We start from the raw sequence: 15,606 nt of genomic DNA on the forward strand, positions 1-15,606 counted from the left end.
TATTTCCCCTTACATCGCACCCACGGATTCGGCCTGCTCCGCATGCGTCGCCCGACGCGCATCGAGCGCGACGATGCACAGCAGCGAGACGCCCGCGAGGCACGTATAGAACACGGCGAGCGGCCACCATTGCCCCGTGTAACGATGCGCGAGCCACGTCCCGACGAGCGGCGTCAGTCCGCCCGCGATCGCGCCGCACACCTGATACGCGAGCGAGATGCCGGAGTAGCGCACGCGCGTCGGAAAGATGCCGCTGACGAAACCGGCGATCACCGAATAGAAGCTCGCCATGCAGATGACCGCGATCGCGATGCCGATCACCATCGGCACGGCGGAGCCGCTTTGCACGAGCACGAACATCGGATAAGGCGAGATCATCGCGAGCAGCGCCGTGAGTTTGAGGAAACGCGCACCGCCCATGCGTTCGGCGAGCCATGCGGCGATCGGCTGCGAAATAAGCTGAATGATCGCGACGGCGAACAGGCAATCGAGAATCAGCGAGCGCGTCACGCCAACGTATTGCGTCGTGTACGCGATCATGAAGGTGTTCGTGAAGTACACGCCCGCAATGCCGATCGTATTCGCGCCGATGCACAGCAGCACGAGGCCCCACGCGGAGCTGAACACTTCGGCGATCGGCAGCTTGGCCGTGCGGTTCGATTCCTTCACGCGCGCGAATTCCGGCGATTCGTTCACGCCGAGCCGGATCACGACGCCGACGATCAGCAGCACCGCGCTCGCGAGAAACGGCAGGCGCCAGCCCCACGACATGAAGTCGGCCTTGTCCATCGACGTGACCGCGCGAAACGCGATCAGCGAGAGAATCAGCCCGGCCGGACTGCCGAGCTGCGCAAACGACGCGAAGAAGGTGCGGCGTCCCTCGGGCGCGTGCTCGCCCGCCATCAGCACGGCCCCGCCCCACTCGCCGCCCACCGCGATGCCCTGCACGACGCGCAGCAGCACGAGCAGCGCCGGCGCAAGCATGCCGACCTTCGAATATTCCGGCAACAAGCCGACGCCGACGGTCGCGACGCCCATCATCATCAGCGTGGTCATTAGCGCCTTCTTGCGGCCGATCCTGTCGCCGAGATGCCCGAACACGATGCCGCCGAGCGGCCGCGCGAAAAAGCCCACCGCGAACGTGGCGAACGACGCCATCGTGCTGACGAACCGGTCGCCGGACGGAAAGTAGAGCTCGCCAAAGACGAGCGCCGCCGCGGTCGCGTAGATATAGAAGTCGTACCACTCGATCATCGTGCCGATGAACGCGGCGGTGGCCGCGCGTCCCGGCTGACGGGTATGGACGATGGCTTGGGTCATGCGGGCTCCGATGCACGTCGTGTGCGGTGACAGTCGATAGGCGCTTTTATCGGCAGCCATAAATCATTAGTCAAATTTCGCGTTATTATTCAGCGCATAAATTCAGCTAATAGTTCGACGTAAAAGACACCATGCGCACCGATATCGCCCGCTTTCTGAACGACCGGCTCGACTGGAATCTGTTGCGCACTTATCTCGTGATCATGCAGGAGCGCAGCCTGAGCCGCGCGGCGGCGCGCCTGTACGTGACGCAGCCGGCCGTGAGCCAGGCGTTGCGGCGGCTGGAGGAAACGCTGGATCGCAAGCTGATCGAGCGGCGCGGCCCGTATTTCGCGCCGACCCAGGCGGGTGAAGAGGTGTATCGCATCGCCAGCGATATCTACGGCAATATCTCGCGGCTGGAGACGGAACTCGACGACCGCACCGAAGACATCAACGGCTCGATTCGTCTGCTGACGATCAGCCGCATCGAATCGCCCGTATACGACGAATTTCTCGCGGATTTTCATCGCGCGTATCCGCGCATCGATTTGCAGATCGAGGTGATGCGTTCATCGGACATCATCTCGTCGCTGTTGCAGAAAACGGCGACTGCGGGCCTCGGTCTGTGCCGAACGCCGCACGAGAAGCTGGAGATGCGCTGCTTTCTGCGGCAGCGCTATGCGATTTTCTGCGGACGGCATCATCGGTTGTTCGGGAAATCGACCCTGACCATGGACGATCTGCTCGCCGAAAACTTCGTATCATTTACCAGCGACCAGATCGGCGACAGTCTTTCGCCGCTCACCGTGTTTCGCGATCAGAAAGGGTTCACGGGGCGCATCGTGGCGTCGTCGTCGAGTCTCGACGAAGTGCGCCGGCTGATCTTCGCGGGCTATGGTATCGGCTGCCTGCCCGAGCACATCGTGCGCGACGACCTCGCGCAGCAACGGTTATGGCGTTTGCCGCCGGAAGAAGGACTCGTCGATGTCGACGTGCATCTGCTGTGGCATCGCGAGCGCAAGATGAATGCAGCGGACCATGCGTTCCTCGACAGCATGGAGCGCTGCATGCGCCGCTATGCGCTGGCCGAGCGGCTGGGGAAATAGCTCGCCCATTCAGGCGCAGTGTCCATGCGCGTGCTCGGCGCGCGTCACCGTGTGTCCGACCAGGAGACCGAGATCGTAGGCGCGTTCGAGCGCGCGTCCGATGTCCTCGACGCGGCACATCCGGATGTCCGCACCCGGCTTGCCGACGGGATCGAACGATTCAATGCCGAGTTCTTCGCGGGCGATCATCAGCAGCGGTTCCCAGTGGGCTTCGGTTTTGTTGCGGTACATCATGATTCACGCTCCAGTTGCTTGCATTTACTCGCCTTCTAGCTTATTGCGATTGCGGCGAGGCCCGTGCGACGTATCGCCGCGATTGGAGTGTGGTCTCTAGAAACTCTTGTTGCGCCGCGAAACAATAGCGCGCTTTTTGTTGCGATTCCGGTTTTATTTGGAATCCGGCGTTTTAGATTTCGAATCAATGCGCGCGCCCGGATACGGGCGGCATGCTTTTTCGCACGCGCATTCATTCGGTCAGCGAAGCATGAAGCCGTTGCCTATGATTACTAGGGCCGGTTTCAACTCAAATAACTCAAAATCGTCAAAGGACATGGAGTCGATCACATGAAAGCTCCTCAGCGTTTGGCACGAATCGAGTTGATGGCGCCGCTTTCAGGCGTGATGGTGCAACTCGAAACCGTGCCCGATCCGGTCTTCGCACAAAAGATGGTCGGCGATGGCGTGTCGATCGACCCCACTTCCGACGAATTGCTCTGCCCGCTTCCTGGCAAGGTCACGCAACTGCATCGAGCGGCCCACGCGGTCACGGTGACGGGTGACAACGGCCTCCAGGTGCTGATCCACATCGGGCTCGACACGGTACTGCTGCGCGGCGAAGGCTTCACGCCGCTCGTCAAGGAAGGCGACACCGTCACGACCGGCCAGCCGCTGATCCGCTTCGATCCGGTGATCGTCGGCGCGCGGGCCGTGAGTCTGCTCACGCAGATGGTCATCGCCAACGGCGAGCTGGTCACGCGCTACGTGCCCGCGACGGGTCTCGTCACCGCTGGCAAGGATGTCGCGTTGTCGCTCGAACTGGCCGGTGGCGCCAGCGAGGGCCCGGGCGTCACCGGCGGCGCGGCAGCCGCGATTCTGTCCGATGAAGTCGCGCTGCCGAATCCACAGGGCCTGCACGCGCGGCCCGCCGCGGTGTTCGCCGCGGAAGCGAAGAAGTTCAAATCCGATATCCGCGTGCTGCGCGGCGGCGATAGCGCGAACGCGAAATCGGTCGTCGCGCTGATGGCGCTCGCGACGAAGTTCGGCGACACGCTGCGCGTCGAGGCCGCCGGCCCCGATGCGGGCGAGGCCGCCGCCGCGCTCGCGCGCCTGCTCGCGTCGGGCTCGGGCGAGAAGCCAGGCGATGCGCCAGCTCCAGCCGCGACCGCCGCCTCAGCGGTTGCACCGCAACGCGCCGCGCCCGCCGACGCGAACGAGTTCACCGGCGTATCGGCATCGCCGGGGCTCGCGGTCGGCAAGATTGTGCAGTTCCGCCAGGAAGTCATCGACGTGGCCGAAGCGGGCGAAGCGCCGCAGCGCGAGCGAGGCCGCCTCGAAGCCGCGCAACACGAAGCGCGCCAGCAGATCGAGACACTGAAGGCGAAGCTCACCGATCCGTCGAAGGCGCAGATCCTCGACGCACATCTCGAATTGCTCGACGATCCCGACCTCAACGACGCGGCCATCGCCAGCATCAGCGACGGCAAGAGCGCGGGCTTCGCGTGGCGCGCCGCGTTCGAGACGCAGGCGAACACGCTGGAAAAGGTCGACAACGCGCTGCTGCGCGAACGCGCCGGCGATATCCGCGATGTCGGCCGTCGCGTGCTGGCGCTGCTCGCGGGCGTGAAGCAGGCGCATATCGACGTGCCCGCGGAATCGATTCTCATCGCCGAAGAGCTGTCGCCTTCGGACACGGCCTCGCTCGATCGCAGCAAGGTGCTCGGCTTCTGCACGACGACCGGCGGCGCGACGAGCCACGTCGCGATCCTCGCGCGCTCGCTGGGCATTCCGGCGATCTGCGGCATCGACGAGGGCGCGCTGCAATTGCCCGATGGCACGCTCGTGGTCCTCGACGGCTCGCACGGCAGTCTGCGGCGCAATCCGGGCGCGGACGAGCTGGCGAAGGCGCGCGAACGCATCGAACGTCAGACGAAGAAGCGCGAGGAAGAGAAAGTCGCGGCCAACAAGCAGGCCGTCACCGCCGACGGTCATCGCATCGAAGTGGCGGCGAACATCCGCAACGCGCAGGAAGCGCGTGAGGCGGTCGCGGCAGGCGCGGAAGGCGTCGGGCTGCTGCGTTCCGAGTTTCTCTTCGACAACCGCGACACCGCGCCGTCGGAAGACGAACAGGCCGCCGAATACTGCGCGGTCGCCGAGGCGCTCGGGCGCGAGCGTCCGCTCGTCGTGCGCACGCTCGATGTCGGCGGCGACAAGCCGCTGTCCTACCTGCCGCTGCCGAAGGAAGATAACCCGTTCCTCGGTCTGCGCGGCGTGCGCGTGAGCCTCGATCGTCCCGACATGTTCCGCGTGCAGCTGCGCGCGATCCTGCGGGCCGCACCCATCGGTAATCTGCACATCATGTTTCCGATGGTCGCCGCCATCGAGGAAGTGCGCGCGGCGAAGCGGATGCTTCAGGAAGAAGCCGGCGACCGTATCGGCGACGTCAAGATCGGCGTGATGATCGAAGTGCCGTCCGCCGCGCTCATCGCCGAGCCGCTCGCGCGCGAAGTCGACTTCTTTTCGATCGGCACCAACGATCTGACGCAATACGCGCTCGCGATGGATCGCGGGCATCCGAAGCTCGCCAAACAGGCCGATGGGCTGCATCCGGCGGTGCTGCGTCTCATCGGCATGACCGTCGAGGGCGCGCATCAGCACGGCAAATGGGTCGGCGTGTGCGGCGGCATCGCTTCGGATGCGATGGCCGTGCCGGTGCTCGTCGGACTCGGCGTCGATGAATTGTCGGTGAGCGTGCCCGCGGTCGGCTCGATCAAGGCGCAAATCGCGCGACTCACGATGGACGAGGCGCGCAAGCTCGCGGCGAAGGTCGTCACGCTCGGCACGGCTGCCGAAGTGCGCGCCCTGCTCGCCCCGTACGCAGAATAAGCGGAGACCAATCATGTTTAAAAACGCATTCGGCGTGGTGCAGAAAGTCGGCAAATCGCTGATGCTGCCGGTCGCGGTTTTGCCGGTCGCGGGCCTCTTGCTCGGCCTCGGCGCGACCGATTTCCACGGCTACGTCCCGGCCATCGTGCTGGAGTTGATGAAGAACGCGGGCGACGTGATCTTCGGCAACCTGCCGTTGATCTTCGCAATCGGCGTCGCGCTCGGCTTCACGGAGAACGACGGCGTGTCCGGCATCGCCGCGACCATCGGCTATCTCGTGATGACGGCAACGCTCGGCGTGATCGCGAAGGTCGAAGGCGTTGAGACCTCGATGATCATGGGCATTCCGTCGATCCAGACCGGCGTGTTCGGCGGCATTCTCGCGGGTGGTCTTGCCGCGTGGATGTTCAACCGCTATTACAAGATTGCGCTGCCGGCCTATCTCGGCTTCTTCGCGGGCAAGCGCTTCGTGCCGATCGTGACGGCCATCGGTTCGATCTTGCTCGGCGCGATCCTGTCGGTGGTGTGGCCGCCGATCGGCGGTGTGATCAAGGCCTTCTCGCAATGGGCGGCGGTTTCCGATCCGCGCACGGCAGCGACGGTTTATGGTTTCGTCGAACGTCTGCTGATTCCCTTCGGCTTGCATCACATCTGGAACGTGCCGTTCTTCTTCGAAGCGGGCAGTTTCCTCGATCCGACCACCGGCAAGGTGGTTCACGGCGACATCAACCGCTTCTTCGCGGGCGATCCCACGGCGGGCATTCTGTCGGGCGCGTTCCTGTTCAAGATGTTCGGTCTGCCTGCGGCGGCCATCGCGATCTGGCATTGCGCGAAGCCGGAGAAGAAGGTCGCGGTCGGCGGCATGATGGTGTCGGCGGCGCTGACTTCGTTTCTGACGGGCATTACCGAGCCGATCGAGTTCGCGTTCCTGTTCGTCGCGCCGGTGCTGTACTTCATTCACGCGTGTCTGGCGGCGTCGGCGCAGTTCGTCGCCAATACGCTGAACATGCACATGGGCTTCACGTTCTCGCAAGGCGCGATCGACTTTCTGATGTTCAACCTGATCGGCAACAAGGCGACGCACGCGTGGTACGTGTTCATCCTCGGGCCGATCTACGCCGGGATCTATTACTGTGTGTTCCGCTTCGTGATCAGCCGCTTCGATATGAAGACGCCTGGACGTGAGGACGATACGGTGGCGAGCGCGGCGATGAGCACGGGCGTGGGCGGACGCTCGCGCGATCTCGTGCTGGCTTTCGGCGGGCGATCGAACATCAAGAGTCTCGATGCGTGCATCACGCGGCTGCGCATCACGGTGAACGATCCGTCGCTCGTCGACGATGCCCGATTGAAGGCGCTCGGCGCGGCGGGCGTCTTGCGTGTCGGTAATGGCGTGCAGGCGATTTTCGGGCCGCTGTCGGAAAACATGAAAACCGACATGCAGGAATACCTGAAGACGGCGGGCAGCGATGCTGAATTGCCGGTGGCAGGCGCGCCGGCCGGTGCGACGGAAGCTGTAGTCGCGCCAGCGGCGGTGGCCGCGCAGGATACGGCGCAGCAGAAGGCGCGCGCGGAGAAGATTCGCGCGGCGCTGGGCGGCGCGGCCAATATTCTCAAGCTCGAGCCGCTTGCGGCTACACGGCTGCGTGTCGCGCTCGGGGATGCTTCGCGTCTGGATGCGTCGGCGCTGAAAGCGGCTGGTGTTGCGGCGACGCAAGCGCTTGGCAATGGCGAGATGGATCTGATCGTTGGGCTCGAAGCGGAGAATCTCGCGGGGGTGATACGGTAGAGGATCAGGATCAGGATCGGGGGCGCTCGATCGCGTAATAAACACCACACCCCGCGACCACGCCCCAGAACGCCGCCCCCACGCCGAGCAAAGTCACATCGCTCAACGTGACCACGAACACGATCATCGCGCTGAGCGGCAGCGCCGAACGAAACGCCGCGACGAACGCCTTCTCCAGCACGCCCATCATCGCGAGCCCGGCTAGAATCGCAATATACGCGCCGGGCAGACTCGCCAGCAGAAACACATACGCGGTCGAGAACACGCCGATCGCGACGCATATCACGCCCGCGATCAACGCGCCGATGTAATGCCGCCCATGCGTGCCGCCCGACACGAGGATGGCGTTGCTCGGCCCCGCCAGCACCGACGGACAACCGCCGAACGGCGCGGTTATCGCGGTCAGCACGCCGCTGTAAATCGTCACCATTCGCAACGACGTGCCGTACCCCGACGCACGCGTCACCGCAATGCCCTGCGCGTTCTGTACGAAGAGCACGGTGATGAGCATCGGCAGCAGCAGTTGCGAGATCGCGTGAATATCGAAGTGCGGCGCGACGAGCGCGGGTGTCGCCGTCCATGCGCCGCCGGCATGACTCGGCAACTGAAAGCCCGTGGCGAAAAGAATCGCCGCGCCCGTCAGCATCGCGCCGATCAGCGGCGCAAGCGGCGCGGCGTTGCGCCGTTCGAGCCACATCAGCCCGAAGAACGTCAGCAGCATGCCGGCGCCGATGAGCGGCGCGGCCACGCTCGAATGCACGACCGCCAGCACGTATTTGATGAAGAGTCCGGCGATCATCGCCATGACGACGGGCATCGGCACCCATCGATCGAGCAGCGCGACCAGGTTCGTCACGCCGAGCACGAGCAGCACGGCCGCGCAGACGAGATACGTGCCCACCGCCGCGCCGAAGCCGTATTGCGCGATCACCGGCGCGGCGAGAATCGCGCCCGGAATGGTCCAGAGAAAGAGCAAGGGCTGACGCGTCTTCCAGCTGATCGCGATGCTTGCGAGCCCGTTGATGCCGATCGACGCAAAGAGCCACGACGACGTCTGCGCCAGGCTCAGGCCGCCTTCGCGCGACGCGGCCATGATGATCGCGACCGGTCCTGTCGCCGAGAAACTCATGCTCGCCAGCGCAAGCGAAAAGTAAAGAAGCCACGAGCGGTCGATGCCGCCCCTGGATGCGTCGCCAACAGACATGAATAGCGCCCGGACAGAAACGATCCCGCATCGCATCCGATGCGGGATCGCGAAAGGATCAAACGCCCGGCATCAATGCGCGGCCGTTGCTTCGGCATGCACGGGCGCACGCCAGAGAAGGCCGATGATCACGCCGAGCACGCAAAGCGCGCCAATGTACCACGCAGGCGCCATCGTGATGCCCTGCCGCCCCACCATGAACGAGGCGATGGCGGGCGCCGTGCCGCCGAAGATCGCATAGGCGGTGTTGTACGACAGCGCGAAGCCGGTGAAGCGCACTTCGGGCGGAAAGCTCTTCACGATGATGTAAGGTCCGAGCGTGATGGTCCCGATGAGGAAGCCGCCGAGAATATAGAGCGTCCATACCGACTGGCTACCCGAGGCGAGACTCATGTAGAACGCGCCGCACACGAGCAGCATCGCGGCACTGCCGATCGCATACGCGCGGCCGCCGCCGATCTTGTCCGCCGCCCATCCCGCGAGCGTGCTGCCGAGAATCAGACCGAAGATCGACCACGAATTGTTGGTGAACACGTCCTTCGCCGGAAAATGGAACTGCGATTGCAGGAACGTCGGCGTATAGAGGAAGTACAGCACGAAGATGCCGGAGAACACCCACGTCGCCAGCAGCGAGACGGCCACCGCGCCGCGATGTTCCTTCAGCACCACCGCGAGTGGCAGACGCGCATCGGCTTCACGCTTCGCGCGCAGCGCCTCGAACACCGGCGTTTCCTGCAGATAGCGGCGCAGATAGACCGAGATCAGGCCGAACACGCCGCCCGCGATGAACGGCAGACGCCAGCCCCAGGTCTTCAGTTCCGCCGGGTCCATGTTGCCGATCAGGAACTTCGCCGACAGCGCGCCGAGCAGGATGCCGGTGCACAGTCCCGACATCAGCAGGCCGCACGCGAGACCGACGCGATCCCGCCGCACATGCTCCGAGCAGAAGATCCACGCGCCCGGCACTTCCCCGCCGACGGAGAGCCCCTGCAGCACGCGGCACAACAGAAACAGCAGCGGCGCGACCATACCGAGCATCGCATAGCTCGGCAGCAAACCGATGAGCAAGGTCGGCGCGGCCATCAGGAACAGGCTCAGTGCGAACATCTTCTTGCGGCCGATGCGATCACCGAAGTGAGCGAAGAAGATGCCGCCGATCGGACGCACGAGATAGCCCGCCGCGAAGATGCAGAAGACTTCGAGCTGCGCGAGCCACTCGGGTGTCTGCGGCGGGAAGAACACGGTCGCGAGCAGCTTCGTGAAGAACACCGCGACGATGAAATCGTAGTACTCCAGCGCACCGCCGAGCGACGCCAGCATGAGCGTCTTGATATCGTTGCGCGACATCGACCGCCCATGAATGGCGACGTCGTCCGTCTGTACAGGGGTAGAACTCATCTTTGGCTCCAGACTCTGAGTGAGGTGACGTGTAACGCATTCGCCATTTAATCAGCATGCTGATCATTCATGCGCTTGCTGGCTGCAAGCGCATGAGCAAATCCGCTCTGATACCTGCGCGACGCATCGTTCTGTTGACTTCGTGTATTGACTTCGATCATTGACTTATTGCGCTCCTGCCTTCAGCATTTCGTCAGTACGCTGATAGATAGCTTTGTATCCGGAAAAAAATGGGAGCGCAACTGTGATTGCACCTACAATCTCTAATCTCCCGTGTGACTTGAACTTCTTCGAAAAAGGTTAAGGATGGGCACCGTTGCAGAGAAAAAAGCTGCCGTTTCCGACAGCGGCATCGAGACCGGACATTTGTGGCAGCGCCCGGGATTTCTGATCCGCCGGCTCAACCAGATTCACATCGCGCTGTTCTTCGAGTGCTGCAAGGACTTCGCCATCACGCCGGTGCAATACGGCTTGCTGACGACGCTGAGCGAGCGGCCCGGGCTCGATCAGACATCGCTGTGCGCGGAAGTCGGTGTCGATCGCACGACGATGGCCGACGTGCTGCGCCGTCTCGAGGAGCGCGGCCTCGTAAAGCGCGAACCGAGCCCTCACGACGGGCGTCTCAAGATCGCGAACATCACCGCGAAAGGACGCCGCACGATGAAGGACATGTACGGCAGCATGCGCGAAGCGCAGGTACGATTCCTGGAGCCGTTGAGTGCGGAAGATCGGGTTCATTTCGTGCGTATGATGATGAAACTCGTCGAAGGCAATAACCAGTACGGCCGTACTTCACTCAAGCATTTCGACTGACTACTGCGTGATGTCGCGGCGGTACGTTTCGGGCACGAAGAGCGTACCGACCGCGAACGACACGAGCGCGATGACGATCGGATACCAGAGCCCGAAATAGACGTCGCCGCGTGCGACCGCCATCGCGGACACCACGAACGGCAGCATGCCGCCGAACCAGCCCGAGCCGAGATGGAACGGCAACGATAGCGATGTATAACGGATACGCGCAGGAAAGAGTTCGACCATGAACGCGGCCATCGGTCCATAGACCATCGCGAGATACAAGAGCAGTAGCCACATCAGGAAGATGACCATCGGGGCATCGATTCTCGCGGGGTCTGCATGCGCGGACCAGCCCGACGCGATCAACGCCTTCTCCAGTTCACGTCTGTCGCTGCCCTGCAGCACGATCGAACCGATTTCCGTCGATACCGCTTCGCCCGTTCGCAGCGGCGCGCGACTGTACGAAACGCCCGATGCGCTGAGAAACGAACGTATGCGGTCGCATTCCGTCACCGGCGCGGAGAACAGCGTGAAGCGGCAATCGTCTGCACGAATGGTCACGGGCGCGCGTTTCTGGAATGCCTCCAGTTGAGGATTCGCATAATGCGTGAGCGCATGAAAGATCGGTTGCGTGGTTGCGGCGAGCAACAGGCACGCGAGCATCATGATCCATTTTCTTCCGACGCGATCCGACAGCCAGCCGAACACGAGATAGAACGGAAACACCGCGATCAATGCAATCGCGAGAAAAAGATTGACCGTGTTTGGCGCGACCTTCAACGTGTTCTGCAGGAAGTACATCGAATAGAAGTGACCCGTGCCGAACACGACCCCGACGCCGGATGCCGTGCTGAACAGCATGATCAGCACGTACTTCAGGTTCTCCCATTTGCCGAAGCTCTCCCCTATCGGCGATTTCGACAGGCGGCCCGCCTGCTTCATGTCGCGAAACGTCGGCGACTCGGCGAGCTTCGTGCGCAGATAGACCGAGATCGCGAGCAGCAAAATCGATACGAGAAACGGCATGCGCCATCCCCAGCTCCGGAACGCAGCTTCGTCCATCGCGGCGCGGCTGATGCTCACCGCCGCGATCGATGCGAGCAGACCGAGCGTCGCCGTGGTTTGCAGCGAGCTCGTAAAGAAGCCGCGACGGTCTGCGGGCGAATGCTCCGCGAGATAGGTCGCCGCGCCGCCCGTTTCGCCGCCGAGCGCGAATCCCTGCAACAGCCGCAACGCGACCAGCAAGACCGGCGCGATCATGCCGATCTGCTCGAACGAAGGCAACAAGCCCACGCCGATCGTCGCGACGCCCATCAGCACGATGGTCGCCATGAACGTGTACTTGCGGCCGATGCGGTCGCCGAGCCTGCCGAAGAACAGCGCGCCGAGCGGCCGCACGAGAAAGCCCGCGCCGAAGGTGGCGAGGCTCGCGAGGAAAGCGACCGTATCGTTGCCGCTCGGAAAGAACAAGGTGCTGAACGTGCCCGCCAGCGCGGCGTAGATATAGAAGTCATACCATTCGAGCAACGCACCGAACGAAGACGCGATGATCAGCGTGAATTCGTGACGCGTGACTACGCGGTGCGACCGCTCCGAAAGAGACGTGGCCATGTCGATCCCATGATCAAAGATCCTTGAGCAGTTCGAGCGCTTCGTCACGCGTCATCACGGCGGCATACTTCTGCGCCATGTCGAAGAGATTCGCGTCGTGCGGCGCGATCGCGCGATCGCCCACGCAGTCCGACAGCACGAACGGACGGAACCCGTACTGCATCGCATCGACGACGGACGATCGCACGCAGCCGCTCGTCACCGCGCCCGCGATCACGAGCGTACGCACGCCGTGTTGCGTGAGCCACGCCGCGAGCGATGTGCCGAAGAACGCCGAGGGCACCGTCTTGCGCACGACGAGTTCGCCGTGCTCCGGCGTGAGTTGCGGCACGATGGCGCTGTCGCGCGAATCTTCCTTCAGCGCGAGCAGGCCGGGCACTTTCATCGTGAAGACGTTGTGATCGGCGTCGTCATCGGCGAAGACGATACGGCTGTGCGCGATCGGCCAGCGCTTCGCGCGCGCGTGCGCCAGCAATGGAATCGTATGCGCGATTGCCTGCGCAATATTGCCGCCGCCGAACACCTCGGGATTCGCGAAGCCATTCACGAAGTCGACGATCAAAAGACCGACCGGCGCTTTCGGCTCCAGCGTCGAACCGAAGCTCTGGCGTTTGTAGGTTTCGATATCGTGGGACATGTTGGATTCTTCTTGTTAGCGATCGAGAACCACGCCATCGCGCACGACGGGCTCGCCGTCGAGAAAGACATCGCAATGACGCAGCGGTATGTCGATATGGCAGGTCGTCGTGCGGCTGCCGCCCGCTTCGTTGTTCGGGCCGAGCGAAAACAGGAAGTTGCCTTCGAACGCACGCGCATCCATGCCGATGGTCGCTTCGCGGTCATACAGTCCGAGCGTCGACCAGTGCGCGCGCGGCTGCAATCCCCAGCCGATATGCGAGATCGCATACGCTTCGGGATCGTTGAAAGTGGCCATGTATTCGCTGAGCAATTGGGCATCGACGCCGCCTTCGATGCGCGTCGCATAGCCGCCTTCGATGGTCAGTTCGATGCGCTCCTGCGCGTAACTCTTCTGCGGCAGCAGGATATCGCCGCGATCGATCACGATGCGGCCGTGCGCCTTGCCATCGTTCGGAAACGTCAGCGCGAAGCCGCTCGGCCAATGATCCCAGCGACCGGGTTCATCGACGAAACCGTATTCGGCGATCGGTTCGAATTCGCCCAGCGGACAATGGAAATCGGTGCCGGCCGCGGACACGATATGCATCTCCCTTGCACGCGCGATACGCGCCTGCGCGGCGAGCACGCGTTCACGATCGCCGGGGGTCGGCACGAGGCGCGTGAGCACTTCGGGCGGTTCCACCGCGAGCAGAATCTTCGTGCCGGTCTTGAGAATATCGAGTTGCTCGGGCGAGAACAGCAAGGTCATCAGATCGAGTACGAGATCGCTTTCCTTCAACGCGGCGATGGCCGCGCGATTGCCGGTCAACGGCGTCGTGCCTAGATAAGCGAGCGAATCGCGGCTCAACGCTTTCTCGCCGTTGACGGGCGGCAGATCGAGACGATTGACGATCGCGCCCATCGATTGCGTCGCGATCAAGGCGGTCGCAAGCGTTTGTGGATGCGTGGATGCGCTCGTGAGAATGGTCACGGTCTGTCCCGCTTCGAGGCGCGAGAGCTTGAGGACTTGAGTCCACGCATCGACCATCTGATAGTCACTGACTGGCATGCTTGCCTCCTTCATCGAGCGGCGGCACGGATGCGCCGAGAAAATCGCCGAGCGCCGCATGAAAACCGGCTTCGTCGTCCCACGGAATCATGTGGCCTGCGTCCTGCACGCGCGTATGAACGAGATGCGGTACGAGTGCGCGGATTTCCTCGACGTCCGTATCGCGTACGACATCGCCTCTGCCTGCGGTGACGAGCAACGCGGGCATCCCGAGATACGGAAGATCAGCGTGAATGTCGTCGGTGTGGAAGCCTTCGAAGCTCGCGCGTATCGCGCGTTCGTCGCAGGTATGCAGCCATTCGGCGCGCAAGGCGAGTTGCGCTTCGGTCCATGTCGGACAGAAGGCGCGCATCGCCTCGGCGCTCATGCCCTCGCGCGACTGGCGGATCGAATCGACATACCACGGCAACTGCGACGGATAAGGACGGCGTCCCGGACCCGAAACGGGCGGATCGATCATCGCAAGACGCGTCAAGCCCGCTGGCTTCGAACGCGCCGCGCGAATGCCGATGCGCGCGCCCATCGAATGGCCGACGACGCTATAACGCTCGAAGCCCAAGGTCGTTGCAAACGCAATCAGATCGGCGGCTTGCGCATCGAGACTGTAATCGAGTGAATCGGACGCCGACGACAATCCGCGCCCGCGTACATCGAGTACATAGACATCGAACACCTTGCCGAGGTGCTCTGCGACGAATCCCCAGGTGATCGCGGGACTCGTGATGCCCGGCACGATGATGACCGGATCGCGTCCCGTTCGCGCGCCGCCATAGCGCAGATAGTGCTGGCGAATGCCGTTCGCGTGAACATTGCCGCCATATTGATAGGTCGACATGCGCGCCTCGCTCAATAAGCGCCGGACAGCAGCGCGCCCGCGCCGGGCACGACCGCTTCGAGCCCGAGTTGCTTGAGCATCGCGTAAGTCGTCGCGACGGCGGCGGTGACGACCGGCTTGCCCGTCATCGCCTCGACCTTCGCGATGACCGGCAGCGACGGCATCTGCACGCAGGCGGATAGCACGATGGCATCGGCTTCCTGATAGCGCATCGACATGACGATCTCGGGCAGCCGGCCCGGATCATGACGGCCGACTTCGAGATTGTCGGGAATTTCGAGCGCGCGGAAGTCGATCACATCGTAGTCCTCGTTGCGGATATAGTCGACGACGAGTTCCGTCAGCGGCAACATGTAAGGCGTGACCACCACGACACGTTTCGCGCCGATCACCTTCAGCGCATCGACGAGCGCGCCCGCACTCGTAATCACAGGCGCCTCGCCGCCGTTCTCAACCGTGCGCTCATGCAGGCGCTTTTGCGACACGCGATGGTAGCCATGCCCCATCGCCATGATCGCGACCAGACACGCGTAGCCGAGCACATCGACGCGCGCATCGGAAAGCTCGACGGCGCAGCGGTCCGACTCCGCGTCCATTGCGGCGAGTTCTTCCTTCACGACTTTTTTCATGCGCATGCGGCTCGAATGAAACGTGAAGCGCTCGGGGCGGATCGTCTGACGCGCGAGCAGCATCGCGGGAATCTCGGTCTCCATCGTCGTGTTCGAACTCGGCACGATCTGGCCGATGCGGTAAGTCTTCGTCATGTGTTGCTCC

The 15,606-nt window shown here is 63.1% G+C and carries 13 protein-coding genes; 4 read left to right on the top strand and 9 right to left on the bottom strand.

The window, feature by feature from the left end; translation table 11 throughout:
- Positions 1–9: 9 nt before the first annotated feature.
- Entirely contained in the window at positions 10–1,320 is a 1,311-nt protein-coding gene (locus tag AWB80_RS28625) for an MFS transporter (RefSeq protein WP_061178052.1), read from the bottom strand.
- A gap of 131 nt (positions 1,321–1,451) precedes the next feature.
- Between AWB80_RS28625 and AWB80_RS28630 the strand changes: the two genes are divergently transcribed.
- Complete coding sequence (locus tag AWB80_RS28630; protein ID WP_061178053.1) at positions 1,452–2,408, top strand: LysR family transcriptional regulator; 957 nt, start codon at positions 1,452–1,454, stop codon at positions 2,406–2,408.
- Positions 2,409–2,417: 9 nt separating this feature from the next.
- Here AWB80_RS28630 and AWB80_RS28635 read toward each other — a convergent pair whose 3' ends face one another.
- Positions 2,418–2,642 carry a DUF6900 domain-containing protein gene (locus tag AWB80_RS28635; RefSeq protein ID WP_061178054.1) on the bottom strand — a complete coding sequence of 75 codons (225 nt, stop codon included), beginning with the start codon at positions 2,640–2,642 and terminating at the stop codon, positions 2,418–2,420.
- Positions 2,643–2,972: 330 nt separating this feature from the next.
- Between AWB80_RS28635 and ptsP the strand changes: the two genes are divergently transcribed.
- Both ptsP and ptsG read left to right on the top strand, forming a co-directional pair.
- Positions 2,973–5,510, top strand: coding sequence for a phosphoenolpyruvate--protein phosphotransferase (gene ptsP, locus AWB80_RS28640; protein WP_061178055.1), 2,538 nt, complete (start codon positions 2,973–2,975; stop codon positions 5,508–5,510).
- A gap of 13 nt (positions 5,511–5,523) precedes the next feature.
- The gene (gene ptsG, locus AWB80_RS28645; RefSeq protein WP_061178056.1) at positions 5,524–7,299 is read left to right on the top strand and encodes a PTS glucose transporter subunit IIBC; all 1,776 of its coding nucleotides are present in this window, start codon (positions 5,524–5,526) and stop codon (positions 7,297–7,299) included.
- A 10-nt stretch (positions 7,300–7,309) separates the two neighbouring features.
- Here ptsG and AWB80_RS28650 read toward each other — a convergent pair whose 3' ends face one another.
- Together AWB80_RS28650 and AWB80_RS28655 are read right to left on the bottom strand one after the other, a co-directional pair.
- Positions 7,310–8,503: a benzoate/H(+) symporter BenE family transporter gene (locus AWB80_RS28650; RefSeq protein WP_061178057.1), complete on the bottom strand. Its 1,194-nt coding sequence runs from the start codon at positions 8,501–8,503 to the stop codon at positions 7,310–7,312.
- Positions 8,504–8,575: 72 nt separating this feature from the next.
- The gene (locus AWB80_RS28655) at positions 8,576–9,901 is read right to left on the bottom strand and encodes an MFS transporter (protein ID WP_061178058.1); all 1,326 of its coding nucleotides are present in this window, start codon (positions 9,899–9,901) and stop codon (positions 8,576–8,578) included.
- A gap of 306 nt (positions 9,902–10,207) precedes the next feature.
- On the opposite strand from AWB80_RS28655, the gene AWB80_RS28660 reads away from it, so the two are divergent.
- Positions 10,208–10,714, top strand: a complete 507-nt coding sequence (locus AWB80_RS28660) for a MarR family winged helix-turn-helix transcriptional regulator (RefSeq protein ID WP_208635699.1) — start codon at positions 10,208–10,210, stop codon at positions 10,712–10,714.
- On the opposite strand, the gene AWB80_RS28665 is transcribed toward AWB80_RS28660, so the two are convergent.
- The 5 genes from AWB80_RS28665 to AWB80_RS28685 are packed head-to-tail and all read right to left on the bottom strand — an operon-like array spanning position 10,715 to position 15,596.
- On the bottom strand, positions 10,715–12,310 hold the full coding sequence (locus AWB80_RS28665; protein ID WP_061178059.1) for an MFS transporter: 1,596 nt from the start codon (positions 12,308–12,310) through the stop codon (positions 10,715–10,717).
- Between the two features lie 13 nt (positions 12,311–12,323).
- Entirely contained in the window at positions 12,324–12,947 is a 624-nt protein-coding gene (locus tag AWB80_RS28670) for an isochorismatase family protein (RefSeq protein WP_061178060.1), read from the bottom strand.
- 15 nt (positions 12,948–12,962) lie between these two features.
- Positions 12,963–13,997 carry a 2,5-dihydroxypyridine 5,6-dioxygenase NicX family protein gene (locus AWB80_RS28675; protein WP_061178123.1) on the bottom strand — a complete coding sequence of 345 codons (1,035 nt, stop codon included), beginning with the start codon at positions 13,995–13,997 and terminating at the stop codon, positions 12,963–12,965.
- On the bottom strand, positions 13,984–14,832 hold the full coding sequence (locus AWB80_RS28680) for an alpha/beta fold hydrolase (protein ID WP_061178061.1): 849 nt from the start codon (positions 14,830–14,832) through the stop codon (positions 13,984–13,986). The genes AWB80_RS28675 and AWB80_RS28680 overlap by 14 nt, the downstream gene beginning before the upstream one ends.
- A gap of 11 nt (positions 14,833–14,843) precedes the next feature.
- Positions 14,844–15,596, bottom strand: coding sequence for a maleate cis-trans isomerase family protein (locus tag AWB80_RS28685; protein ID WP_061178062.1), 753 nt, complete (start codon positions 15,594–15,596; stop codon positions 14,844–14,846).
- Positions 15,597–15,606 lie beyond the last annotated feature (10 nt).

This window comes from Caballeronia pedi (genome assembly GCF_001544915.2).
GTDB classification, from domain to species: Bacteria; Pseudomonadota; Gammaproteobacteria; order Burkholderiales; family Burkholderiaceae; genus Caballeronia; species Caballeronia pedi.

What these genes read in the sequence shown, in the direction of transcription:
- AWB80_RS28625 (WP_061178052.1), bottom strand. Translation starts at nt 1,320, where the DNA reads ATGACCCAAGCCATCGTCCATACCCGTCAGCCGGGACGCGCGGCCACC.
- AWB80_RS28630 (WP_061178053.1), top strand. Translation starts at nt 1,452, where the DNA reads ATGCGCACCGATATCGCCCGCTTTCTGAACGACCGGCTCGACTGGAAT.
- AWB80_RS28635 (WP_061178054.1), bottom strand. Translation starts at nt 2,642, where the DNA reads ATGATGTACCGCAACAAAACCGAAGCCCACTGGGAACCGCTGCTGATG.
- ptsP (WP_061178055.1), top strand. Translation starts at nt 2,973, where the DNA reads ATGAAAGCTCCTCAGCGTTTGGCACGAATCGAGTTGATGGCGCCGCTT.
- ptsG (WP_061178056.1), top strand. Translation starts at nt 5,524, where the DNA reads ATGTTTAAAAACGCATTCGGCGTGGTGCAGAAAGTCGGCAAATCGCTG.
- AWB80_RS28650 (WP_061178057.1), bottom strand. Translation starts at nt 8,503, where the DNA reads ATGTCTGTTGGCGACGCATCCAGGGGCGGCATCGACCGCTCGTGGCTT.
- AWB80_RS28655 (WP_061178058.1), bottom strand. Translation starts at nt 9,901, where the DNA reads ATGAGTTCTACCCCTGTACAGACGGACGACGTCGCCATTCATGGGCGG.
- AWB80_RS28660 (WP_208635699.1), top strand. Translation starts at nt 10,208, where the DNA reads ATGGGCACCGTTGCAGAGAAAAAAGCTGCCGTTTCCGACAGCGGCATC.
- AWB80_RS28665 (WP_061178059.1), bottom strand. Translation starts at nt 12,310, where the DNA reads ATGGCCACGTCTCTTTCGGAGCGGTCGCACCGCGTAGTCACGCGTCAC.
- AWB80_RS28670 (WP_061178060.1), bottom strand. Translation starts at nt 12,947, where the DNA reads ATGTCCCACGATATCGAAACCTACAAACGCCAGAGCTTCGGTTCGACG.
- AWB80_RS28675 (WP_061178123.1), bottom strand. Translation starts at nt 13,997, where the DNA reads ATGCCAGTCAGTGACTATCAGATGGTCGATGCGTGGACTCAAGTCCTC.
- AWB80_RS28680 (WP_061178061.1), bottom strand. Translation starts at nt 14,832, where the DNA reads ATGTCGACCTATCAATATGGCGGCAATGTTCACGCGAACGGCATTCGC.
- AWB80_RS28685 (WP_061178062.1), bottom strand. Translation starts at nt 15,596, where the DNA reads ATGACGAAGACTTACCGCATCGGCCAGATCGTGCCGAGTTCGAACACG.